This window comes from Actinomadura sp. NPDC049753 (assembly GCF_040674655.1).
In the GTDB taxonomy this organism is placed as follows: Bacteria; Actinomycetota; Actinomycetes; order Streptosporangiales; family Streptosporangiaceae; genus Spirillospora; species Spirillospora verrucosospora.
The window spans coordinates 22,074-44,743 of the sequence record NZ_JBFARL010000013.1; the positions used below are offsets into that span (position 1 = coordinate 22,074).

The 22,670-nt window shown below is 73.6% G+C and carries 23 protein-coding genes; 9 read left to right on the top strand and 14 right to left on the bottom strand.

Annotated elements, in window-relative coordinates:
* Positions 1–71: 71 nt before the first annotated feature.
* From cysS to AB0K37_RS05865, 5 genes are all read right to left on the bottom strand, one after another.
* On the bottom strand, positions 72–1,466 hold the full coding sequence (gene cysS / locus AB0K37_RS05845; protein ID WP_363975421.1) for a cysteine--tRNA ligase: 1,395 nt from the start codon (positions 1,464–1,466) through the stop codon (positions 72–74).
* Between the two features lie 76 nt (positions 1,467–1,542).
* A complete protein-coding gene (locus AB0K37_RS05850) occupies positions 1,543–2,388 on the bottom strand; it encodes an alpha/beta fold hydrolase (protein ID WP_363975424.1) in 846 nt (281 codons plus the stop codon).
* Positions 2,375–3,628 carry a sigma-70 family RNA polymerase sigma factor gene (locus AB0K37_RS05855; RefSeq protein ID WP_363975427.1) on the bottom strand — a complete coding sequence of 418 codons (1,254 nt, stop codon included), beginning with the start codon at positions 3,626–3,628 and terminating at the stop codon, positions 2,375–2,377. The genes AB0K37_RS05850 and AB0K37_RS05855 overlap by 14 nt, the downstream gene beginning before the upstream one ends.
* Positions 3,625–3,981 (bottom strand): YciI family protein, encoded by a 357-nt coding sequence (locus tag AB0K37_RS05860; RefSeq protein ID WP_363975569.1) that lies wholly within the window; start codon positions 3,979–3,981, stop codon positions 3,625–3,627. The genes AB0K37_RS05855 and AB0K37_RS05860 overlap by 4 nt, the downstream gene beginning before the upstream one ends.
* A 105-nt stretch (positions 3,982–4,086) precedes the next feature.
* Positions 4,087–4,827, bottom strand: a complete 741-nt coding sequence (locus AB0K37_RS05865) for a DUF6585 family protein (protein WP_363975430.1) — start codon at positions 4,825–4,827, stop codon at positions 4,087–4,089.
* A gap of 206 nt (positions 4,828–5,033) precedes the next feature.
* On the opposite strand from AB0K37_RS05865, the gene AB0K37_RS05870 reads away from it, so the two are divergent.
* Positions 5,034–6,122, top strand: a complete 1,089-nt coding sequence (locus tag AB0K37_RS05870) for a DUF2637 domain-containing protein (RefSeq protein WP_363975433.1) — start codon at positions 5,034–5,036, stop codon at positions 6,120–6,122.
* Between the two features lie 123 nt (positions 6,123–6,245).
* Positions 6,246–7,463: a fumarylacetoacetase gene (fahA, locus tag AB0K37_RS05875; RefSeq protein WP_363975436.1), complete on the top strand. Its 1,218-nt coding sequence runs from the start codon at positions 6,246–6,248 to the stop codon at positions 7,461–7,463.
* A gap of 9 nt (positions 7,464–7,472) precedes the next feature.
* Here the strand turns inward: fahA and ispF are convergent, their stop codons facing one another.
* Positions 7,473–7,943 carry a 2-C-methyl-D-erythritol 2,4-cyclodiphosphate synthase gene (ispF, locus tag AB0K37_RS05880; protein WP_363975439.1) on the bottom strand — a complete coding sequence of 157 codons (471 nt, stop codon included), beginning with the start codon at positions 7,941–7,943 and terminating at the stop codon, positions 7,473–7,475.
* Positions 7,944–7,977: 34 nt separating this feature from the next.
* On the bottom strand, positions 7,978–8,460 hold the full coding sequence (locus tag AB0K37_RS05885; RefSeq protein ID WP_021599843.1) for a CarD family transcriptional regulator: 483 nt from the start codon (positions 8,458–8,460) through the stop codon (positions 7,978–7,980).
* Between the two features lie 365 nt (positions 8,461–8,825).
* Here AB0K37_RS05885 and AB0K37_RS05890 point away from each other — a divergent pair, with 365 nt between their 5' ends.
* Positions 8,826–9,599: a hypothetical protein gene (locus AB0K37_RS05890; protein WP_363975442.1), complete on the top strand. Its 774-nt coding sequence runs from the start codon at positions 8,826–8,828 to the stop codon at positions 9,597–9,599.
* A gap of 141 nt (positions 9,600–9,740) precedes the next feature.
* On the top strand, positions 9,741–10,712 hold the full coding sequence (locus AB0K37_RS05895; RefSeq protein WP_363975445.1) for a hypothetical protein: 972 nt from the start codon (positions 9,741–9,743) through the stop codon (positions 10,710–10,712).
* 71 nt (positions 10,713–10,783) lie between these two features.
* Here the strand turns inward: AB0K37_RS05895 and AB0K37_RS05900 are convergent, their stop codons facing one another.
* Together AB0K37_RS05900 and AB0K37_RS05905 are read right to left on the bottom strand one after the other, a co-directional pair.
* Positions 10,784–11,464 carry a response regulator transcription factor gene (locus AB0K37_RS05900; RefSeq protein WP_185031642.1) on the bottom strand — a complete coding sequence of 227 codons (681 nt, stop codon included), beginning with the start codon at positions 11,462–11,464 and terminating at the stop codon, positions 10,784–10,786.
* A complete protein-coding gene (locus AB0K37_RS05905; RefSeq protein ID WP_363975448.1) occupies positions 11,461–12,669 on the bottom strand; it encodes an ATP-binding protein in 1,209 nt (402 codons plus the stop codon). Before AB0K37_RS05905 ends, AB0K37_RS05900 begins: the two co-directional genes overlap by 4 nt.
* Before the next feature lie 188 nt (positions 12,670–12,857).
* On the opposite strand from AB0K37_RS05905, the gene phoU reads away from it, so the two are divergent.
* Entirely contained in the window at positions 12,858–13,520 is a 663-nt protein-coding gene (gene phoU, locus AB0K37_RS05910; RefSeq protein WP_345173003.1) for a phosphate signaling complex protein PhoU, read from the top strand.
* 91 nt (positions 13,521–13,611) lie between these two features.
* Complete coding sequence (locus AB0K37_RS05915) at positions 13,612–14,706, top strand: oxidoreductase (protein ID WP_363975451.1); 1,095 nt, start codon at positions 13,612–13,614, stop codon at positions 14,704–14,706.
* 12 nt (positions 14,707–14,718) lie between these two features.
* Here the strand turns inward: AB0K37_RS05915 and AB0K37_RS05920 are convergent, their stop codons facing one another.
* Positions 14,719–15,132 carry a MarR family transcriptional regulator gene (locus AB0K37_RS05920; protein ID WP_363975454.1) on the bottom strand — a complete coding sequence of 138 codons (414 nt, stop codon included), beginning with the start codon at positions 15,130–15,132 and terminating at the stop codon, positions 14,719–14,721.
* A 79-nt stretch (positions 15,133–15,211) separates the two neighbouring features.
* On the opposite strand from AB0K37_RS05920, the gene AB0K37_RS05925 reads away from it, so the two are divergent.
* Entirely contained in the window at positions 15,212–16,381 is a 1,170-nt protein-coding gene (locus tag AB0K37_RS05925) for an MFS transporter (protein WP_363975457.1), read from the top strand.
* A gap of 56 nt (positions 16,382–16,437) precedes the next feature.
* Here AB0K37_RS05925 and AB0K37_RS05930 read toward each other — a convergent pair whose 3' ends face one another.
* The 3 genes from AB0K37_RS05930 to mshA are packed head-to-tail and all read right to left on the bottom strand — an operon-like array spanning position 16,438 to position 19,146.
* On the bottom strand, positions 16,438–17,265 hold the full coding sequence (locus tag AB0K37_RS05930) for a phosphoglyceromutase (RefSeq protein WP_363975460.1): 828 nt from the start codon (positions 17,263–17,265) through the stop codon (positions 16,438–16,440).
* A 29-nt stretch (positions 17,266–17,294) separates the two neighbouring features.
* Positions 17,295–17,786: a YbjN domain-containing protein gene (locus tag AB0K37_RS05935; protein WP_363975462.1), complete on the bottom strand. Its 492-nt coding sequence runs from the start codon at positions 17,784–17,786 to the stop codon at positions 17,295–17,297.
* 49 nt (positions 17,787–17,835) lie between these two features.
* Positions 17,836–19,146: a D-inositol-3-phosphate glycosyltransferase gene (mshA, locus tag AB0K37_RS05940; RefSeq protein WP_363975465.1), complete on the bottom strand. Its 1,311-nt coding sequence runs from the start codon at positions 19,144–19,146 to the stop codon at positions 17,836–17,838.
* Between the two features lie 175 nt (positions 19,147–19,321).
* On the opposite strand from mshA, the gene AB0K37_RS05945 reads away from it, so the two are divergent.
* Positions 19,322–20,080 carry an SDR family NAD(P)-dependent oxidoreductase gene (locus AB0K37_RS05945; protein WP_363975468.1) on the top strand — a complete coding sequence of 253 codons (759 nt, stop codon included), beginning with the start codon at positions 19,322–19,324 and terminating at the stop codon, positions 20,078–20,080.
* Between the two features lie 5 nt (positions 20,081–20,085).
* On the opposite strand, the gene AB0K37_RS05950 is transcribed toward AB0K37_RS05945, so the two are convergent.
* Positions 20,086–20,904, bottom strand: coding sequence for a class I SAM-dependent methyltransferase (locus AB0K37_RS05950; protein ID WP_363975471.1), 819 nt, complete (start codon positions 20,902–20,904; stop codon positions 20,086–20,088).
* A gap of 131 nt (positions 20,905–21,035) precedes the next feature.
* Between AB0K37_RS05950 and AB0K37_RS05955 the strand changes: the two genes are divergently transcribed.
* Positions 21,036–22,652 (top strand): AMP-binding protein, encoded by a 1,617-nt coding sequence (locus AB0K37_RS05955; RefSeq protein WP_363975474.1) that lies wholly within the window; start codon positions 21,036–21,038, stop codon positions 22,650–22,652.
* Positions 22,653–22,670: the final 18 nt, after the last annotated feature.

Sequence of the window (22,670 nt, forward strand, 5' to 3'; positions counted from 1 at the left end):
GATCTCAGCGGACGGCGACGAACCCCCGCGAACGTTCGATTTTATCCGCAGCGCGGGGTGCGCCATGCACGTCAGCCGCGCTTCAGTTCCCACCGGGGGCCCTGCGGGGTGTCCTCGACGAGGACGCCGGCCGCCGACAGGCTGTCGCGGATGGCGTCGGCCGCCGCGTAGTCCTTGCGGGCGCGGGCCGCCTGCCGCTGCTCCAGCGCCACCTTGACCAGGGCGTCGACGACGGGGTGCAGGTCGTCCTCCCCCGAGGCCCGCCACTGCGGCGAGAGGGGGTCGATGCCGAGGACGCCGGCCATCGCCCGGACGGACGCCAGGTGGCCGTGCACCGCGTCGAGGTCGCCGGACGCCAGGGCGCTGTTGCCCTCCCGGACGGTCTCGTGCAGCACCGCCAGCGCCTGCGGGACGCCCAGGTCGTCGTCCATGGCGGAGGCGAACGCGGACGGGACGGAGGACGGCGAGCCGGCCCCCACCTGCTCGGAGGCCCGCGTCACGAAGCCCTCGATCCGCTGGTAGGCGGAGACGGCCTCGGCCAGGGCGGCGTCGGTGTAGTCCATCAGCGACCGGTAGTGCGCCGAGGCGAGGTAGTAGCGCACCTCGGCGGGGCGGGCCCTGCCCAGCAGGTCGGGCAGCAGCACCACGTTGCCGACCGACTTGCTCATCTTCTCGCCGTCCACGGTGAGCAGGCCGTTGTGCAGCCAGTAGCGCGCGAAGCCGTCGCCCGCGGCGCGGGACTGCGCGATCTCGTTCTCGTGGTGGGGGAAGATCAGGTCGACGCCGCCGCCGTGGATGTCGAACGTCGGGCCGAGGTACCTGGTCGCCATCGCCGAGCACTCCAGGTGCCAGCCGGGGCGCCCGTCGCCCCAGGGCGTCTCCCAGGACGGCTCCCCCGGCTTGGCGCCCTTCCAGAGCGCGAAGTCGCGCGGGTCGCGCTTGAGGTCCTCGTTGGGGGTGTCGCCGGCGGAGCGCATGTTCTCCAGCCGCTGGTTCGACAGCGCGCCGTACTCGTCCGCCCAGGACTTGACGTCGAAGTACACGTCGCCGCCCGCGGCGTACGCGTGGCCGTTCCCGATCAGCCGGCGCATCAGGACGATCATCTCCGGGACGTGCCCGGTGGCGCGCGGCTCGATCGTCGGGGGCAGGCAGCCGAGCAGGTCGTAGCCCTGGGTGAAGGTGCGCTGGTTGCCCTCGGCGACCGCGAACCACGGCACGCCCCGCTCCGCCGCCACCGCGATGATCTTGTCGTCGACGTCGGTGACGTTGCGGGCGAACGTCACCTCGTAGCCGGACGCGCGGAGCCAGCGCAGCAGGACGTCGTAGATGACGCCCGAGCGCAGGTGCCCGATGTGGGGTGCCGCCTGCGGGGTCGCACCGCACACGTACATCCCCACGCGGCCCTCTTCCAGAGGCTCGAACGTGCGGACGCTACGGGTACCGGTGTCGTAAAGGCGCAGGCTCACGGGTTCAGGTTATTGGATCGGCGTCCGGCTACGTGGCGCATCGCACAGGCCGGAAGACGCCATCGTGCCGCGGAGGTCATTCCACCGGGAACGTTTCCGCCAGCCGGGCGGCGAACGCGGCGGCGTGCGGACCGAAGCCGCCGTGGTCGCCGGGGTAGGTCTCGGCGGACGTCCCGAGCCGCTCCGCCAGTTCCAGCGCGGCCCGGTGCGGCGGCTCGCCCGCGGACCCCTCCCCGGCCGCCGGGACGATCCGGACGGGCGACCCGCGCAGCGCCTCCACATCGGGCCTGTACCGCCCGAAGCCCGGCACCTCGTACCCGACGAAGAACTCGGTGTTCCTCTCGAAGCGGGCGAACATCTCCTGCATCTCCGGGCTCGGCGGCTCCTGCTCCTCGGCGGGTCCTCCCTCGGCGGAGCCGTCCTCCTCGTCGCCGCCGCCCATGCCCAGCGCGGCGCCGAACGTCCCCATCGCGGGGCCGACGCCGCCGTCGCGGTAGGCGCGTTCCACGTCCGCCATGACGGTCTCCCAGTGATCCGCGTCCGGCAGCAGGGTCAGCAGCGGCGGCTCGTGGGCGACCAGCGCGCGCACCTGCTCGGGATGCCGCGCGGCCAGCTCCAGCCCGATCTGCGCGCCGGAGCTGTTGCCGAACACGTAAGCGGGGCCGTCCGCGACCTCGGCGAGCAGGCGGGACGCGTCGTCCGCGTGCGTCTCGACGCGCTGCTGCTCCGGCGGCCCGTCGAGCGGGCTGCGCGAGTTGCCGCGCCGGTCGTACGTCACGACCGTGTACCGGTCGGCGAGCAGGTCGGCGAGGCCGGCGTAGCCCGCCGCGTCGTAGATCCCGCCGCAGATCAGCAGCAGGACGGGCCCGGATCCGCGCACCTCGTAGTGGAGGGTCGCGCCGGGGACGTCAAGCTTTCCCATCGGTGTCTCCTTCGTCGAGCCGGGCGGCGCGGGCTTCGAGGTAGCGCCGCTCGGGCAGGCTTGTCGTGCCGCGGGCGGCGTCCCGGTACGCCTCCCGCGCGGCCGGCGCGTCGCCGGCCTTCTCCAGCAGGTGGGCCCGGACGGCCGCCAGCCGGTGGTGCCCCTCCATCCGGGTGTCGCCGTCCAGCGTGCGCAGCAGGTCCAGGCCGGCGGACGGCCCGTCCACCATGGCCAGCGCGACGGCCTCGTTCAGCGTGACCATCGGGTTGGGCGACAGATGGGCCAGCAGCCGGTACAGCGCGAGGATCTGCGGCCAGTCGGTGTCCTGCGGCCGGGCCGCCTCGGCGTGGACGGCGGCGATCGCGGCCTGCACCTGGTACGGGCCGGGCGGCGACCAGGTCAGCGCGTCGGTGATCAGCTCGGTCCCCTCCCGGATCTCCTCGGCGTCCCAGAGCGTCCGGTCCTGCTCGGTGAGCGGGACCAGCAGCCCGCCGTCGGCGGTGCGGGCCGCGCGGCGCGCGTCGGTGAGCAGCATCAGCGCGAGCAGCCCGGCCGCCTCGCCGTCGCCGGGCAGCAGCCGGTGCAGCGCCCGGGCGAGCCTGATCGCCTCGGCGGTGAGGTCCGCGCGCCGCAGGTCGGGCCCGCTGGACGCGGTGTACCCCTCGTTGAAGATCAGGTACAGCACGTGCAGGACGGCCCGCAGCCGCTCGTCGCGCTCGTCCGGCGGCGGGGTCCCGAACCGCGCCCCCGCCGCCTTGATCTTCTGCTTGGCGCGGCTGACCCGCTGCGCCATCGTCGCCTCCGGGACGAGGAAGGCGCGGGCGATCTGCGCCGTCGTCAGGCCGCCGACGGCCCGCAGCGTCAGCGCGACCTGCGAGGACGGCGACAGCGCCGGATGGCAGCACAGGAACAGCAGGGTCAGCGTGTCGTCGCGGTCGGCCGCACGGTATTCATCCGGGCCGGGCTCGGCGGGCTCCTCCGCGGCCACGGCCGCCTCGCGGTCGCGGCGGGCCCGCTCGCTGCGCCACTGGTCGGTGAGCCGCCGGGTCGCGACGGTCAGCAGCCAGCCGCGCGGGTTCTCCGGAACGCCCTCCCCCGGCCACTGCACGGCGGCGGCGAGCAGCGCCTCCTGCACGGCGTCCTCGCACGCGTCGAAGGCGCCGTGCCGCCGCACGAGCGTGCCGAGCACCTGCGGCGCGAGGTCGCGCAGCAGGTCCTCGACGACCGGGGGCGTCCTCACATCTCCGTCCCGGACTCGTGCATGAGCGCCCTGACCTCCATGTAGCCGCCGTACTTCACGTCGGGCCAGCGGGAGGCGATCTCCACGGCCCGCGCCTCCGTTTCGCAGTCCACGGCGACGTAGCCGGCGAAGTGCTCCTTGGCCTCCAGGAACGGGCCGTCCGTCACGGCCGGCTGCCCGTCCCTGCCGACCACGGTCTTGGTCAGGGACGGGTCGGCCAGCGCCGCCCCGCCGACCAGCTCGCCCGACTCCGACAGCTCCTTCATGATCGCGTCGACCTCGCCGAACAGCGCGGTCCGCTCCTGCTCCGTCAGGTCCTCCAGGAAGCCGGGGCGGTTGTAGATCATCAGCATGTACTTCACGGTCGTCTCCTCGTTGTCGGGCGGCCCCGTCTCCGGGCCCGTCAGAGAAGGATCGGAGCGGCCGGCCCGTTCTCGACACCCCCGCCGAGAAAATCTTCAGAAATCTTCGATCAGGTCTCTGACCTGGTGGCACAGGACGCTGAACGCCAGCGCGTCCGGCATCCGGGAGGCGACCGTCGCCAGATCGTCCCGGCCCGGACGGGCGTGGACGGTCACCAGCCCGCTCCCGATCACCACGTCCTGGACGGCGCTCCAGGGCAGCCGCTCGCCGTCCTTCCCGACACCGTCCAGGTCCACGGTGAACGGACCGATCCGCACGGTCTCCCCCGCCTTCACCGCCGCCAGGTGGCGCGGGACGATCCGGGCCGTCACCTCCTGGGCGACGGCCACGCCGAGCGTCCGGACTTCGGGGAGGTCGTCGCCGAGCCGCAGCACGCTCCCGTCGTCCGCGACGACCGTGAAGCACCACCGGACGCGCCCGCCGGGCCCGTCCGGCACGCCGGCGACCGTCACCGAGACGAGCTCGTCCCACGTGTGGGCGCCGCCGCCCGGCCCGGTGACCGCCAGACCGCCGGTGTGGAGGACGGCGACGCGGGCCCGGACGCGGGGGCGGTCCCGTCCCGCGATCCAGCCGGCGGCGGCCGCGTACCCCATCGACAGGAGCAGCGCCGGCACGCCCACCCACCACACGTGGTCGTGCAGGTACACGACGGCCGCCGGGATGAGCGCCGCGGCGGCCAGGCACAGCAGCGCCAGCCACGCCCAGGTGCGGCGGGCCGCGGCCCGTCCGTCGAAGATCCTGACCGGTTCGCCGAGCCGGTCCCGCGGGGGCGCCACGGAGGCGCTACCCGGCCGCGCGGGCCCGCGTGACCCGCACGAACCTGCCGCACGCCATCGGTGCCTCCCTCGCCTGTCGTCACCAATACCGTACGTCTCCCCACTTATCGTGCGCAGCGTCACAGTGATCACTAAGAAGTTGCGGTTCGGCGGCGTCCTGGCTGGTTAATCTCGGCGGAGGACCCCTCCCTTCCGGAACGAGAGACATGCCGACTGATCCGACCCGGCCCTCCTACACCGCCGTGCAGCGGCGGCTGCTGACCACCGTCGCCGGCCTCGTCGTCGCCGCGCTGGCGGGCGGCGCCTTCGCGCTGACCTACGACGTGCTGCGCGAGCTCGCCGTCGCCGGCGGGGTGAGCCGCCGCTGGGCGCCGCTGTACCCGGCGATGGCCGACACCCTCACCGCCGTGACGATCCTGTCCCTCGTGATCACGCGCAACGCCCGCTGGTGGACGCGGCTGCCGCGCTGGACACTGCTGGTCCTGCTCCTCGCCGGGGGCGCCGCGGCGTCCGTCCAGCACTCGGTCCGGGGGTTCGGCCCGCTGCCGGACGACGCGGTGCGGACGGGCGTGGCCGTGGCGCCGCACGCGATGCTCGTGATCGCCGTCTGGCTGTGGCTGACGATGGTCAAGCAGATCCGGGTGGCCAGGCCCGCCGCCGGGGAGGAGGCGCCGGTCGAGGCGCAGCGCGGCCACGTCAAGGTCCTCGGGCCCGCGGCGCCGCCGCTCGCGCTGGAGGCGCCTCCCGCGCAGGAGGCCGGGCCGGAGCGCATGCCCGAACCGGAGCATGAGCCCGAGCCGGAGCGCGAGCCGATCCTGCCGTTCGAGGACGAGCCCGAATGGCCCGCCGCCGACAGCCCCGAGCCCCTCCCGGAGAACCCCCGGCCCCTCGCCGAGGAGCCCGCGCCCGCGGCGGAGGAGCTCGCCCCCTTCGCCTTCGAGGAGAGCCTGTCGTCGGAGCCGGCGCCGCCGCTCGACCCGCTCCCGCAGCCGCGCCGGCCGCTCGACGCGGTGCCGGACCGGCTGCCGACGGACGTCGAGCTCGTCCGGGGCCGGGACGGCGCCGCCGAGGAGCCCCCGCCCGCCGCGACGACCCGCCCCGACATCGTGGTGCCCCCGCCCTACGACACCGGCGAGGACGAGGACGACGGCCCGCCCGCCGACCGCGCCGAGGACCCCGACGCCGGAGACCCCGACACGGGCGACCCCGGGACGGACGACCGTCCGGCGAAGGGCGACTGGAACCCGCCGCCGTCCAGCAACTTCCGCAGCGGCCCCGTCCCTCCCGCCGAATAGGGAACGGGCCCCGGCACGGCAACCTCGGCCTTTGCCCTGATCTGAAAAGGCTCCTTTCCTCCCACCCGGGCTGATCTACCCGCACCGGGTGAAAGGGAGGCGGCGGAGGGAAGGTATGCCTCCATGACGACCGTTTCATGGGTCGAGGGCAGCCAGGACGGCGGCTTCGGCATCGAGAACCTGCCGTACGGGATCTTCTCGCGCCCGGGAGAACTGCCGCGCGTCGGCGTGGCGATCGGCGACCGCGTCCTCGACCTGGCGGAGATGTCGGCCGCGGGCCTGGTGGAGGACCGGCGCTACTTCGCCTCCGGGTCGCTGAACGCCTTCATGGTCGCGGGACGCGCCGCCTGGCGGGCGAACCGGGAGCGGGTGACGGAGCTGCTCACCGACGAGGCGTACCGCGAGCGCGTCGAGCCGCACCTGATCCCGGTCGCGGACGTGGAGCTGCAGAGGCCGTTCGAGGTCGCCGACTACGTCGACTTCTACTCCTCGGAGCACCACGCGACGAACGCGGGACGGATCCTGCGGCCGCAGGGCGAGCCCCTGCCGCCGAACTGGAAGCACATGCCGGTCGCCTACCACGGCCGCTCCGGGACCGTGTATCCGGCGGGGACGCCGATCATCCGGCCGTCCGGGCAGCGGCGGGCGAAGGACGACCCCGAGCCGTCCTACGGCCCGTCGCGGCGCCTGGACTTCGAGGCGGAGGTCGGCTTCGTCGTGGGCGTCCCCTCCCCCGCGGGGCGCGGGGTCCCGGCCTCCGCGTTCCGTGACCACGTGTTCGGGTTCGTGCTGGTGAACGACTGGAGCGCGCGCGACCTGCAGATGTGGGAGTCGCAGCCGCTCGGCCCGTTCCTCGGCAAGTCGTTCGCGACGTCGGTCTCGTCGTGGGTGGTGCCGGTCGCGGCGCTGGAGCAGGCGCGCGTCCCGCCGCCCGTCCAGGACCCGGCGCCGCTGCCCTACCTGCGCTGCGACGAGCCGTGGGGCCTCGACCTGCACCTGGAGGTCCTGATCAACGGGCGGGTGGCGGCGCGGCCGAAGTTCGCGTCGATGTACTGGACGCCGCCGCAGCAGCTCGCGCACGCGACGGTGAACGGCGCCCCGCTCCGCACCGGCGACCTGTTCGCGTCCGGCACGGTCTCGGGTCCCGAGCGCGGGGAGCGCGGCTGCCTTCTGGAGCTCAGCTGGAACGGCCAGCAGCCCCTGCCGCTGGACGACGGCACGGAGCGCACGTTCCTGGAGGACGGCGATACCGTGACCATCCGCGCCCAGGCGCCGGGCGCCTCCGGTTCCCGCATCGCCCTCGGAGAGGTGACGGGCACCGTCCACCCGGCTCTCTCGTAGCGGCGCCCGTCAGGCGGGCGGGAGGACGAGAGCGTTGGCGATGGCCGCGAGGCCCTCGCCCCGCCCCGTCAGGCCCAGGCCGTCGGTGGTGGTGGCGGAGACGGTGACCGGCGCACCGGACAGCGCCTCGCTGAGGGTCTTCTCCGCCTCGGCGCGCCGTCTGCCGATCTTGGGGCGGTTGCCGATGACCTGGATGGCGACGTTGCCGATCGTGTGACCGGCCTCGTCGACGCGGCGGGCGACCTCGCGCAGCAGGTCGACGCCGGACGCGCCCGACCAGCGCGGGTCGGAGGTGCCGAAGACGGCGCCGAGGTCACCGAGACCGCAGGCCGAGAGCAGCGCGTCGCAGGCGGCGTGCGCCGCGACGTCGCCGTCGGAGTGCCCGGCGAGGCCGTGGCCCTCGCCCGGCCATTCGAGCCCGGCGACCCACAGGGGCCGGGGCTCGGACGCGAACGGGTGGACGTCGGTACCGACGCCCACCCGAGGGAGCCTGAAGTTCAACGCGGCCGGCCTCTCAGCTGGCCAGGACCTCGTCGAGCAGAGCCTCTGCCTTGTCCTCGTTGGTCTTCTCGGCGAGCGCGAGCTCGCTCACGAGGATCTGGCGCGCCTTGGCGAGCATCCGCTTCTCACCCGCGGACAGACCGCGCTCCTTGTCGCGCCGCCAGAGGTCGCGGACGACCTCCGCGACCTTGTTGACATCGCCGGAGGCGAGCTTCTCAAGATTCGCCTTGTACCGGCGCGACCAGTTGGTGGGCTCCTCGGTGTAGGGTGCGCGAAGCACCTCGAACACCTTCTCCAGCCCGTCTTGGCCGACGACGTCCCGGACGCCCACGTCCTCGACGTTCTCGACCGGGACCCGTACCGTCAGGTCACCCTTGTCAACCTTCAGGACCAGGTAGGTCCTGTCCTCACCCTTGATGGTGCGAGTCTCGATGGCCTCGATCCGAGCAGCCCCATGGTGGGGGTAGACGACGGTGTCGCCGACCTGGAAAGTCATGTGACAAGTACCCCTTCCGCTAGAACCAGGGTAGCACGGAAACGAGCGTGCCCGAACCCGCCTTCCCGACAAATGCGCAGGTCAAGCCACATATTGAGGTATTGACAAACCCCTTTATTGGTGCATCGGCGACCAGTTCCCCTCGCTCAGCGTAGCCGGAATAACACCGCGATCCCACCCCCGCGCCCTTACCGGCAACCGGCCCCCGGATACAAGCATCATTCCGCCGACGGTGCTGACGGGTTCCATACTGGGATGTGAGCACCCTGGGCCGCGCGGGTACGAAGCGCCCGGAAGGGTCTCAATAGGACACGGCGTCGGGACGCGCGTCCCGCGGGAACACCGATCGGCGAGGGAGGTGCCGCGTGAGGCCGGACGGCGGCGACCCGGAGCCCGACGACTACGGGCTTCCGCGCGTTGACGTCGTCGTGCCCGACGACGCCCGCGAGCTGGAGCGGGACGTCGCCGCCTACCACCGGGAGCGGCGCCGGAGGCGGCGCAGGGCCCGGGTGCGGCGGCTGTACCGCCCGCTGACCCGGTTCGGGGTCGCCGTCCCGATCATCGCGGGCGCGCTGCTGGTCGCGCTGCTGAGCGGCGTGCTGATGACCGCGTTCGGCCCCCGTCCCGCGCCGCGGCCGACGACCGCCCAGCTGGCCCCGCGCCCCACCGCGAGCCCCGGCAGGGTCGGCGGGCTGCTGCCCGACCGCCGGGTCGACCTCGTGACGGCCGGCCGCGCCTCCCGGCCGCTGCGGGACCTGCGCCCCGGCGTGATCGCCATCGTCCCGCCCGGGTACCGGTGCGAGGGCCTGGTGGCGGAGCTGGCCGGCCGGACGCAGGAGTACACCCTCACCTTCTGGCTCGTCGCCGACCCGCGCCCCGCGGGCGCCAGGAAGCCCCTTTCCCTGAAAGACCTCAAGGCGTGCGCGGGCACCGCCCACAACGGGACGCCGCAAGTCCTGGAGGACCGCGCCGGGGTCCTGGCCGGCGCCTACTCGCCCGCACCCGGCACGCCCGGCCCGACGGGCACCGGCGTCACCGCCGTCTTCGTGCGGCCGGACGGCGTGGTCACCGAGGTCGTCCGGGCGCCCGTGCCCGGCCCCGCACTCACCGGGAAGATCAAGGGTCTCGGTTCCGGTTAGGTCTCCCGCCAAGCGTGTCGGCCACCCCGGGGAGGGGTTTCCGGCAGGACCTCGCTACGCTTCCCCTGGCGTATCTCACGCCCGTCCCACAATTCTCTGAAGCCACCTCTTCATCTGATATTTCGCGAGGAGACCGCCGCCGTGATCCGAAACAGCCGTCGAATGGTCGTGCTCGCCGTCGCGGGCGCCGTCGCCATCGCGCCGGTGGTCTCCGGCTGCGGCGCGGGCGAGAAGCCCCAGACCGCCGCCCCCACGCAGCTCACCGAGGGCGTCAACGTGTCGGTGCCGAAGGACAGGCCGCAGGCCCCGCAGATCGACCTGCGCGACATGTTCCTGCTGGGCCCGGAGGCGGGGCCGCCGATCCCCGCGGGCACGTCCATGGCCCTCTACGGCGCGATCATCAACCAGGTGCAGGGCCGCCAGGACCGCCTGGTCTCCGTCAGCTCCCCGGCGTTCGGCGGCGAGGCGAAGATCGAGGGCGGCGCGCTCACGCTGCCCCCCGCCGCCCCGGACGGGACGGGCAGCTTCACCAAGCTGCTCGGCAAGCCTTCGGCGGCCCCCACGCCGCAGCAGCAGGGCGGCAAGAAGAAGACGCAGCAGCCGGGCGCCACTCCTACCGGCGGCACGCCCTCCGGCCCCGCCGCGCCGTCCGGCGGCGCCACCCCGGCGCCGACCGGCCAGGGCGCGACGCCGAACGTGTCCGAGACCCCGACCTCGCAGAACACCGCGGGCCCGCAGGGCGGCGGTCCGTCGGCCTCGCCGGCCACCGGCGGGGAGATGCCGCTGGTGGTGCTGCCCCAGCTCAACAAGGAGCTGCTCGCCGGGTCCACGGTTCCGCTGACGATGCGGTTCGAGCGCGCCGGGTCCGTCGAGTTCCAGGTGCCCGTCGTGGCGCGGCAGGACCAGTTCAGCACCTACCCGCTGCCCATGACCCCCGCCACACCGCAGTCCCCCGGCGGCCAGACGCCGGGCGGCCAGACGCCCGGCCAGACCCCGGGCGGAGAGGCGAGCACGTCCCCGTCCCCGGGCGCTGAGCAGGGCGGGCCGGAGTCGTCCCCGTCCCCGGGCGCCGTCCAGACGCCGGCCACCGAAGAGACGCCGACCGCCGGCTGACCCGCCGAACCAGCCTCCGTACACATGAAGAACGGCCCGCCCCGGATGGGACGGGCCGTTCTTCATGTCCGCTAGGGCTCGAACTTGTAGCCGAGGCCTCGGACGGTGACGATGTAGCGCGGTGTGGAGGGGACTTCCTCGACCTTGGCGCGGAGGCGCTTGATGTGGACGTCAAGGGTCTTGGTGTCGCCCACGTAGTCGGCGCCCCACACACGGTCGATGAGCTGCATCCGGGTGAGGACGCGGCCGGCGTTGCGCAGCAGCACCTCCAGCAGCTCGAACTCCTTGAGCGGGAGCTGGACGGGCTCGCCGCCCACGCTGACGACGTGGCGTTCCACGTCCATCCGGACCGGCCCGGCCTCCAGCGTCGCGGGCGCCGGCTCCTCGACCTCGCCCTGGCGGCGCAGGACGGCCCGCATGCGGGCGATCAGCTCCCGGGTGGAGAACGGCTTGGTGACGTAGTCGTCGGCGCCGAGCTCCAGGCCGACGACCTTGTCGACCTCGCTGTCCTTGGCGGTCAGCATGATCACTGGGACGCTGGAGCGCGCCCGCAGCTCGCGGCACACCTCGGTGCCGGGCAGCCCGGGCAGCATCAGGTCGAGCAGCACGAGGTCGGCACCGTTGCGCTCGAAGATGTCCAGCGCGTCGGGGCCGGTGGCGGCGACGGCCACCTCGAAGCCCTCCTTGCGCAGGTTGTACGAGAGTGCGTCGCTGAAGGACTCCTCGTCCTCCACGACGAGCACGCGGGTCACGGTGTTGCCTCCCGGGCGGTGTTCTGTGGGGCTGGAAACGCGGTGGCGCCGGCCGCCGGGCGGCGCGGCGTGTCGATCAGAGGGAGCCGGATCGTGAACGTCGACCCGTGCCCCTCCTTGCTCCACACCGTGACGTCGCCGCCGTGCTTGCTGGTGACGTGCTTGACGATGGCGAGGCCGAGGCCGGTGCCGCCGGTCTGGCGGGAGCGGGCGGGGTCGACCCGGTAGAACCGCTCGAAGATCCGCTCGATCTCGGCCTCCGGGATGCCGATGCCCTGGTCGGTCACGTTGATCTCGACGTGCGTCTCGTCGCACCGGCGGGTCGAGACGACGACCCGGGTGTGCTCGGGGCTGTAGGCGACGGCGTTGTCGACGAGGTTGCGCAGCGCGGTGACCAGCAGCTCCTGGTCGGCGCGGACCCGCAGCCCGTCCTCGCCGCCGGCCGCGAGCTGGATGTCCTTGGCGACCGCCTTGATCTGGCACCGTTCGAGCGCCTCCGCCATCACCTCCTCGAGGGTGACCGGGGTGAGCTCGGGCAGCGGCTCGTCCCCCTGGACGCGCGACAGCGTCATCAGGTCCTGGACGAGGTTGTTCAGGCGCACCGACTCGTACTGCATCCGGCCGGCGAACCGGCGGACGGCGTCGGGGTCGTCGGCGGCGCTCTCGACCGTCTCGGCGAGCAGGGACAGCGCGCCCACCGGGGTCTTCAGCTCGTGACTGACGTTGGCGACGAAGTCGCGGCGGATCGCCTCGGTGCGGCGCATGTCGGTGAGGTCCTCGGCGAGCACGAGGACGAGCCCGTGCGAGCCGAGCGGCGCGACGCGGACCGCGAACCAGCGCCCGTCGGCCCGGCGGCGGGCGCCGTTCGGGCCGACCTGTATCTCGGTCTCGCGGATCTCCCCGTCGCGGCGGACCAGCCGGGTCATCGCGATCACCTCGTCCACGACGAGGTGGTCGCCGCTGACCAGTCCGTACGCCCGCGCCGCGGAGCTGGCCCGCAGCACCCGGTCCTCGCCGTCCACCACGACGGCCGAGGACCGCAGGACGCTCAGGACCGAGGCGACGCCCGGCGGCAGGCTGCCCACCGGGTTCGTCGCTACCGCCGTCCGCTGGGCTCGCTCGCTCACCCGCACCGCCAATCCAGTCGCGAGCCCGATCGCGAGCCCGGCGAGCCCTGTCAGGCTCGCGACAATCTCGACCTCCACACCTCGGATCGTAAGCGGCGATCGGAGTAACGCTTCCCCCCTGCCCTGGTCAGCGCCTTCTCGTTACCCGAAAGTTCACCTTTCCCTTCGGATGCGTTCATGCCCGTGGGGCAAAGTGTGGCGTGGGCGAGTCCGCCCTGCCCGCCCGCCATGCCCGCCCGCCCCCGTCCACATCGAAGGATTCTCAAGTGCGCGACGCCTACCACGAGGAACTCGACTCCCTCACCGACAGCCTGGTGGAGATGACCCGCCTCGTCCGGTCCGCGATGGCCCGCGCGGTGACCGCCCTCCTGGACGCCGACCTGCGGCTGTCGGAGGAGGTCATCAGCGGGGACGAGCACGTCAACAAGATCGACGCCGACATCGAGGCGACGGTGTTCGACCTGATGGCCCGCCAGCAGCCGGTCGCCGGCGACCTGCGGACCCTGATCACCGCGCTGCGGATGAGCGGCGACCTGGAGCGCATGGGCGACCTCGCCGTGCACATCGCCAAGACGGCCCGGCGCCGCCACCCCGAGTCGGCCGTCCCGCCGGAGCTGCAGGCGACCGTGCTGGAGATGGGGCAGATCGCCGAGCGGATGATCGCCAAGACCGGCAGCGTGATCGCGTCCCAGGACGTCGAGATGGGCCTGGAACTGGACGCCGACGACGACCAGATGGACCGCCTGCACCGCCGCCTGTTCGACATCCTGCTGTCCCCGAAGTGGCGGCACGGCGTCGAGCCGGCCGTGGACATCACGCTCGCCGGGCGCTACTTCGAGCGCTTCGCCGACCACGCCGTGCACGTCGCGGAGAACGTCGTCTACCTGGTCACCGGCCAGCGTCCCGAGGAGATCGTCGACTCGGCCTGATCCGGTCGCGCCCGCGCGTCCGCGCGCCGGCGGGGCACGAAGGGCGCGCGGGGTCTGGACGGCTTGATCAACGTTCGTTAGCTTGCGCGTCATGAGACCGATGCGGGCACTGGTGCGGGCGGTGGCGTCGGCCGGGGTGTGCGGGGCGGTGGCGGCGGCGTCCCTCGGGATGCCCGGCACCGCGTCGGCGCGGGCGACGCCGGGGGCGCACCGGCCGGCCTGGCATGTGACTCCGACCGGCAGCGAGGCGCGGTTCCGCGGCCTGGCGGCGGTCGGTCGCGAGACCGCCTGGCTGGCGGGCGGCGGCGGGACCGTGCTGCGGACGACCGACGGCGGCCGCACGTGGCGCGATGTCGCCCCGGCCGGCGCGGAAGGCCTGGAGTTCCGCGACATCGAGGCGTTCGACGCGCGGCGGGCGGTCGTGCTGGCCATCGGCGAGGGCGACGCGTCCCGCGTCTACCAGACCTCGGACGGCGGCGTCACCTGGACGCTCGGCTTCAGGAACGACGATCCCCGGGCGTTCTACGACTGCCTCACGTTCTTCGACTCCCGGCACGGGCTGGCGGTCAGCGACCCCGTGGACGGCCGGTTCCGGATCATCTCGACCGGCGACGCGGGCCGCAGCTGGCGGGTGCTGCCGTCCGAGGGCATGCCCCCGGCGCTGGAGGGCGAGGCCGGATTCGCCGCCAGCGGGCAGTGCCTGGTGAGCCACGGGCCGCGGGACGTGTGGCTGGCGACGGGCGGGGCGTCCCGCTCGCGCGTGTTCCATTCCGGGGACCGCGGCCTCACCTGGACGGTCGCCGACACCCCGCTGCCGTCCAGTCCGTCCCAGGGCGTGTTCGCCGTGGCGTTCCGCGACTCCCGGCACGGCGTCGCGGTCGGCGGCGACTACCGGCCCGGACAGCCGTCACCGGCGGCCGCGGCGACGACCGGTGACGGGGGCCGCACGTGGCGTCCCGCGCGCCGCCCGCCGGCCGAGTACCGGTCGGGAGCTGTGTGGCCGGTGTACTCGGGCCCGGCGGCGTTGGCGGTGGGGCCCACGGGCAGCGACGGCAGCCTCGACGGAGGCCGCACGTGGACCCGGTTCGACACCGAGAGCTTCGACACCGTCGACTGCGCGCCCGACGGCGGCTGCTGGGCCGCGGGCGAGAAGGGCCGCGCCGCCCGCCTCACCATCACCCGCTAGGCGGGTTCTCCGCTAGACGGATTCCCCCAGGAGGGACCGGAGGAGGTCGCGCAGGGACTCCTGCTGGGCCGGGGCGAGCGTGGTCAGCGGCGAGTCGGCGTCGAGGCGTTCGAGGACGTCGGCGCGGCAGCGTTCGCCGTCCGGTGTGAGGACGATCTGCTTGGCGCGGCGGTCGGTCGGGTGGGGGCGGCGCTCGACGAGCCCCTGCCCTTCGAGGCGGTCGACCAGGAAGGTCGCGTTCGACGCCTCGCACGCCATGCGGTGGGCGAGCTCGCGGGCCGTGATCGGCTCGGAGAGCTCGCGGAGCGCGACGACCTGGGCCGCGGTCATGCCCACCTCGTCGGCGACCCGCCGGGCGTGGACGTCGAGCCGCTGCGCGAACCGGTGGACCAGCTTGCACACGTCCCGTTCCATCTGCTCGCCCATGCCCCGAGTGTAGCGCCTGTGCTTCGAATCATGATATTGCTAATTCGAATCATCCGAGTTCGAAGTAAATGGAGCGCGCGTGCCCCCCTCACTCCTCTCCCTCATGCTGGTCGTCTTCGGCCTGACGACCGGCGAGTTCGTCATCGCGGGCATCCTGCCGGACGTGGCGGCGGACCTCGGCGTCTCGGTGCCCGCCGCCGGACGCCTGGTGAGCGCCTACGCGCTCGGCATGATCGTCGGCGGTCCGGTCGTCACCGTCCTGACGGCGCGGGTGCCGCGCAAGACGCTCGTCACCGGCCTCATCGCCGTGTCGATCCTCGGAAACCTCGGCTCCGCCCTGGCACCGAACTACCCGGTGCTGCTCGCGGCGCGGTTCGCCGCGGGACTGGTCGTGGCCACGTTCTTCGCGGTCGCCATCGCCACCGCCGCCTCCACGGCCCCCGCGGGCCGGGAGTCCTCCACCATCGCGAAGGTGGCGCTCGGGCTGAACCTCGGCATCGTCCTCGGCGCCCCGCTGGGCACCATGATCGGCCAGACCCTCGGCTGGCGGGCGACCTTCGGCGCGGTCGCCGCGCTCACCGCTGTGGGCCTGCTCATGGTGCTGCGGTTCGTGCCGGCCCTGCCCGCCGCCGCGACCGGTCCGCTCTGGGGCGAGCTGCGCGTGTTCGCGGGACGGGACGTCCGCCTGGCGATCGCCCTCACCGCCCTGGGCAACGTGGGCGTGGTGACCGTCTTCACCTACATCGCGCCGCTGCTCACCGAGGTCAGCGGGTTCCCCGAGGGCGCCGTCCCGGTGCTGCTCCTGGTGTACGGCGCGGGCGCGGTCGCGGGCAACTTCCTCGGCGGCCGGCTCTCGGACCGGGCCCTGATGCCCTCACTGGCCTGGCTCCTCGGCGCGCTGGCCGGCGCCCTGGCGCTGTTCTGGGCGGTGGCCGGGATGCGGCCGCCGGCCGCCGTGATGACGTTCGCGCTCGGCCTGCTGGCCTTCGCGATCCTCCCGGGTATGCAGACCCGCGTCCTGACCACGGCGGGCGCGGCCCCGACGCTGGCGGTGGCCGTGAACGCCTCGGGGTTCCAGGTCGCCGCCGCGTTCGCCGGCTGGCTCGGCGGGACGCTGATCGGGCACGGGCCGGGCCCGCGCTCGCTCTTCCCCGTCGCGGCCGCGCTCACCGTCGCCGGCCTCGCCGTGGCCGTGCACATCCACCGCGACGACCGCGCGGCCGTCCACGCGAGCGCCGGCTCCGAGTGACCTCGCCGGTCCGCGTTCGGCATGCGAGGGGCCGCCGGGAGGCGGCCCCTCGTGGGCTACTTGCGCTTGCCGCGCCTGGACTTGCGCTCGTCCTTCGGGTCGGGGCTCTTCGCGGCGGGCTTGGGGGCGCTCCCGCCCTTGGCGGCGCCCTGGTTCTTGACGGCCTCGATGGCGGCCTTCGCGGCGGCCGGGTCGAGGTACTCGCCGCCGCGCTTGAGCGGGGAGAAGTCGTCGTCCAGCTCGTAGACGAGCGGGATGCCGGTGGGGATGTTCAGGCCGACGATCTTCTCGTCGGAGATGTCGTCCAGGTGCTTGACCAGGGCGCGCAGGGAGTTGCCGTGCGCGGCGACCATGACGGTCTTGCCTGCGGCCAGGTCGGGGATGATCGAGTCGTACCAGTACGGCAGCATGCGGTCGACGACGTCGGCGAGGCATTCCGAGCGCGGGATCAGCTCGGACGGCAGCTCGGCGTAGCGCAGGTCGTTGACCTGGGACAGAGGGTCGTCGTCCTTGATGGGCGGCGGCGGGGTGTCGTAGGAGCGGCGCCAGATCATGAACTGCTCTTCGCCGAACTCCTCGCGCGTCTGCGCCTTGTTCTTGCCCTGGAGGGCGCCGTAGTGGCGCTCGTTGAGGCGCCAGGAGCGCCTCACCGGGATCCAGAGCAGGTCGGCCACGTCGAGGGCGATGTTGGCGGTGCGGATGGCCCGCTTCAGCAGGGAGGTGTGCAGCACGTCGGGGGTGATGTCGGCGTCGAGCAGCAGATCGCCGCCCTTGGTCGCCTCGCTCTCGCCCTTCGCGGAGAGGTCGACGTCCACCCAGCCGGTGAACAGCCCTTCCGCGTTCCAGACGCTTTCGCCATGCCGGAGCAATACCAGGGTCGCCATGGCACCAGAGCCTATCGGCCCCCCGCGCGTCACTCGCGGTTGGCCGGGTCCGCGAAGGAGGCGAAGGCCTGGAGGTTGGCGAGGCTCTCGCCGCGCTTGACGCGCCAGTCCCACTCGCGCTGGATGGACGACTTGAACCCGCGCTCCAGCGCCTTGTCGAAGTTCTCGTCGGAGTAGGTGAGGACGCAGCCGAGGAGGCGGTCGATCTCCTCCGGAGACACCGATTCGAGCGGGACCTTCCCGACGAGGTGGACGTCGCCGACGTCGTCCAGCGCGAAGGCGACCCCGTACATGCGGCCGTTCTTCTCCAGGAGGAACCGGTAGAACTCGGCGTGGTTCTCGTCGGGACGGCGGCAGAAGAACGCCTCGACGTGCAGCGAGTGGTCGCCGGCGATGAGCCACGTCATGGTGGCGAGCTTGTGCTGGCCGGGGAGCTTGACGAAGAACGCGTTCTCGCGCGGCTCCTCGAACTCCAGCTCGTTGGACCTCAGCGTCTCGCGGATGGTCTCGGCGATGGTCACGTGTGCTCCCCCCTGGAGGGCGGCTCCCCCGCGCCCCCGGTCGGCTCGGCTAGACGGTGGCCCGCGCGACCGCGGTCGGCACCGGCATGGCACCGGTATACACGTCCAGAAGGCGGTCGACGGTGGCGTCCCAGCCGAAGTCGTGGGCGTGCCGGACGGCGCCGCGGGCGAGGCGGGCGTGCAGGCCGGGCTCGTCGTGCAGACGCCGCAGGACGGTGGCGTAGTCGGCGGGGTCGTGGCCGGAGACCAGCACGCCGGACTCGCCGTCGGAGACCGCCGTGCACAGGCCGCCGACGCGGGAGGCCACCACCGGGGTGCCGCAGGCCTGGGACTCGACGGCGACGAGTCCGAACGACTCGCTGCGGGACGGGACGACGGTGACGTCCGCGGCGCGGTACCAGTCGGCCAGCTCGCGCTGCGGGGCCGGCGGCTCGAAGCGCATGACGTCGGAGATGCCGAGTTCGGCGGCGAGCAGTTGCAGGCCCGCGGGGCGGCACAGCCCGGAGCCGCTCGGTCCGCCGACGACGGCGACGACGAGACGCGAGCGCAGCGCGGGGTCGTCGGCCAGCATGCGGGCGACGGCGCGCAGCATCACGTCGGGCGCCTTCAGCGGCTGGATGCGGCCGACGAACAGCAGCACGTAGGCGTCGCGGGGCAGGCCGAGGCGGCGGCGGGCGGGGCCGGTCCGGTGCGGCAGGAGGCCGGTGCCGCGGGCGATGAGGGGCGACTCGGGGCGGAACAGCGACAGGTCGACGCCGGGGCTGACGGTCGCGACGCGGGAGGGGTCGGCGCCGTAGAGGTCGACGAGCTCCCCGGCCTCCTTGGCGGTGTTGGCGACGAGCTGGTCGGCCGATGCCGCGACCTGCTCCTCGCCGAGGACGCGCTCGGCCGGTTCGGGCTTGTCGTCGTCGGCGAGGGCCGCGTTCTTGACCTTGGCCATCGTGTGCATGGAGTGGACGAGCGGGACGCCCCACCGTTCCTTGGCCGCCCAGCCCGCCTGGCCGGAGAGCCAGTAGTGCGTGTGGAGGAGGTCGTAGTGGCCGGGCTCGTGGGCGGCCTCGGCGCGCAGCACACCGGAGGTGAACCCGCACAGGTGCCGGGGAAGCTCGGCCTTGTCGAGCTCTTCGAACGGCCCGGCGACCACGTTGCGGACGAGGACGCCCGGCGCGAGCTCCACGACGGGCGGAAGGGCCCGCGAGGTCGCGCGGGTGAAGATGTCCACCTCGACGCCCCTGGCGGCGAGCCGCTTGGCGACCTCGACCACGTAGACGTTCAGCCCGCCCGCGTCGCCGGTGCCCGGTTGGTCCAGAGGGGACGTATGCACACTGACTGTCGCAACCCGGCTGATACGACGCGACACCCGACACCACCTCCGACAGTGCAACCTACCGACCGGGTTTCGTGTTCCCTCGGTCAGGGGGACAAGCGCGACCGTCCGGCACAGTGACGCACCTCACCCGGGTCGGACGCGCGGATAGGCTGCCGTCCGGGCTTACTCTGCCGATCCACGCTCACCCACCCGGAAGACTGGACGCATGCGCAAGACGGCGATAGTGACCGGAGCAAGCAGCGGCATCGGGGCCGCCACGGCGAGGCGTCTGGCGGCCGAGGGGTTCAACGTCGTGCTCGCCGCACGGCGCCGCGACCGGCTCGACGCCCTCGCCGAGGAGATCGCCGAGAGCGTGCCGGGCGCGGGGAGGGTGGCGCCGTTCACCCTGGACGTCACCTCGCAGGAGTCGGTGGACGCGCTCGCCGCGGCCGTCGGCGACTGCCACGTCCTGGTCAACAACGCCGGCGGGGCGCTCGGCCTGGACAGCGTCGCGACCGCCGACCTCGACGACTGGCGGTCGATGTACGAGAGCAACGTCATCGGCCTCGTCCGCGTCACCAAGGCGATCCTGCCGAAGCTGGTCGAGAGCGGCGCGGGCCACGTCGTCAACATCACCTCGCTGGCCGGGCACGTCCCCTACGAGGGCGGCGGGGGGTACAACGCGGCCAAGTACGCCGCCTACGCGGTGAACGAGGTGATGCGCCTGGAGCTGGTCGCCGAGCCCGTCCGGGTCACCGAGATCGCGCCGGGCCTGGTGAAGACCGAGGAGTTCTCGCTGGTCCGCTTCCGCGGGGACGAGGAGAAGGCCGCCAAGCCGTACGAGGGCGTCCCCGAACCGCTGGTCGCCGACGACGTCGCGGACTGCGTCGCCTGGGCCGTCACCCGCCCGCCGCACGTCAACATCGACCGCATCGACGTCCAGCCGCGCGTCCAGGCCGCCCCGCACAGGCTTCACCGCGAGTAGGTTCCTCACCGCGAGGGCGCGACGGCGCTCCAGGGGAGCGTGACCTCGCCGAGGCGCCACCGGTTCCGGCCGCCGTACGGGGGCCGCGCCAAGACGGGATGGGTCCGCGCCAGCAGCGACACCGCCTCGATCCAGCGCGCGCGGGGGCCGAACGCCGAGTGGGGCGCCGCGGTCGCCCAGCAGCGGTCGAACGCGGTCAGGAACTCGTGGACGGGCTCGCCGGGGACGTTGCGGTGGATCAGCGTCTTGGGCAGCCGTTCGGCCAGTGCGGACGGCCGTTCGAGCGAGCGCACGTGGGCCGCGAAGGTGATGGTCCGGGGGCCGTCCGCGGTGAGGGTCACCCAGACGGCGCGGCGCCCGATCTCGTCGCACGTCCCCTCGACGAGGACGCCGGAGGGGGCGAGGCGTGCCCGCAGGTCGTCCCATGCGCGCCACGCCGCGGCCTCGTCGTACTGCCGCAGGACGTTGAACGCCCGCACCAGCACCGGCGGGCGCGGCACCGGCAGCTCGAAGCCGCCGCGCCGGAAGGACAGGCCTTCGTGGGGGCCGGTGGCGGCCGCGAAGGCGACCCCGGCGGCGACCCGGGCCGGCTCGATCTCGATGCCGACGACCTCCAGCCGCGGCGACACCGGGCGGAGCCGCGAGTACAGCTCGAAGGTGGTGACCGGGGACGCGCCGTAGCCGAGGTCGACGGCCAGCGGCCGCACGCCCGAGCGCAGCGCGGAGGTCTGGGTGGCGGCGATCCAGCGGTCGATCCGGCGCAGCCGGTTGGGGGCGGTGGTGCCGCGGGTCACCTCCCCCCGCGGCCTCGGGACAGGGGGCACGGGGTAATTGTCGGCGGTCCTGCCCTATGCCTCGTACATCAGTTCACTTCGTGAGATCGCACCCACTGAACCAGATTCGGTAAGTCATCGGTTACGGTGCTGCCGACGCCCCGTCCCCCGGAGGAGTGCCGATGCTCGACCTGGCGACCCTGCACGAGGCCATCGCCGCCGCGATCCCCGACCGCGAGTGCCTGGTGTGGCGCGAGCGCCGGGCCACCTGGCGCGAGGTCGCCGACCGGACGCGGCGGCTGGCGAACGTCCTGCACGCCCACGGCCTCGGCGTGCGCGCACGGGATGGCGGCGGCGCGGCGCACGAGCCGTGGGAGTCGCCCCACGACCATCTCGCCCTCTACCTGCACAACGGGCCCGAGTACCTGGAGGGCCTGGTCGGCGCGCACAAGGCGCGGGTCGCGCCGTTCAACGTCAACTACCGGTACGTGGACGACGAGCTGGCCCAGCTGTTCGCCGACGCCCGGCCGGCCGCCGTCCTCTACCACGCGCGGTTCGCGGACGTGATCGGCCGGGTCGTCGGCAGGCTCGGCACCGCCCCGCTCCTGCTCCAGGTGGCGGACGGCTCGGGCTCCGCCCTCCTCCCCGGCGCCCTCGACTACGAGGACGCGCTCGCCAAGGCGTCCTGCGAGCCCCTCCCCGTCCGGCCGAGCCCGGACGATCTCCACATCCTCTACACCGGCGGCACGACCGGGCTGCCGAAGGGCGTGCTGTGGCGGATCGGCGACCTGATGACCGGGCCGCTCGGCATGCGGCGCCGCGACGGAGCGCCCGTCACCGACCTCGGCGAGGCGGTCGAGCGGGCCGTCCGCAGCGACGTCCGCGTGCTGGTCGGGCCGCCGCTCATGCACGGCGGGGGCACGTGGTCGGCGCTCGGCGGCTGGTGCGGCGGCGGCTGCGTGGTGTTCCCCGACCGGGTGGACGGCCTGGACGCCGCCGACCTGATGGCCACCGCCGAGCGCGAGCGCGCCACCCGGATGCCGCTGGTCGGGGACGCGTTCGCCCGTCCGATCGTGGCGGCCCTGGAGGCGCGCCCGCACGACCTCGGCTCCCTGCGGACGCTGGTCAACTCCGCCGCGGGCGTCAGCCCGGGGGTGAAGGCGCGGCTCCTCGAACTCCTCCCGCACGCCCGGCTCGTGGACGTCCTCGGCTCCTCCGAGAGCGGGTTCCAGGTGACCCGGCACGGCCCGGACGCGCGGACGTTCCGCGCGGCGCCGGGCACGGTAGTGCTCAGCGCGGACCGGTCCCGGCGGCTCGCGCCCGGCGAGGACGAGCTCGGCTGGCTGGCCAAGGGCGGCGACGCGATCCCGCTCGGCTACCTCGGCGACCCGGTGAAGACGGCGTCCACCTTCCTCACCGTGGACGGCGAGCGCCTCGTCGTCGCGGGCGACCGGGCCCGGCTCCTCGCCGACGGCACCGTCGAGGTGCACGGGCGCGAGGCCACCACGATCAACACCGGCGGCGAGAAGGTGTTCGCCGAGGAGGTCGAGACCGTCCTGCGCGGCCTGCCCGGCGTCGCCGACGCGCTGGTGGTCGGCCGCCCGAGCGAGCGCTGGGGAACGGAGATCGTCGCGGTGGTCGGCCCGTCCGGCGCCCCGTCCGACCAGGAGCTGCGCGAGGGCTGCGCCGCCCATCTCGCCCGCTACAAGATCCCGAAGGCGTTCGTGCGGACCGACCGCGGGCTGCGGCTGCCGAACGGCAAGGCCGACTACGCCGCCGCGCGCGAGCTCCTCGACTGAACGGGATTCAGTCCGGCC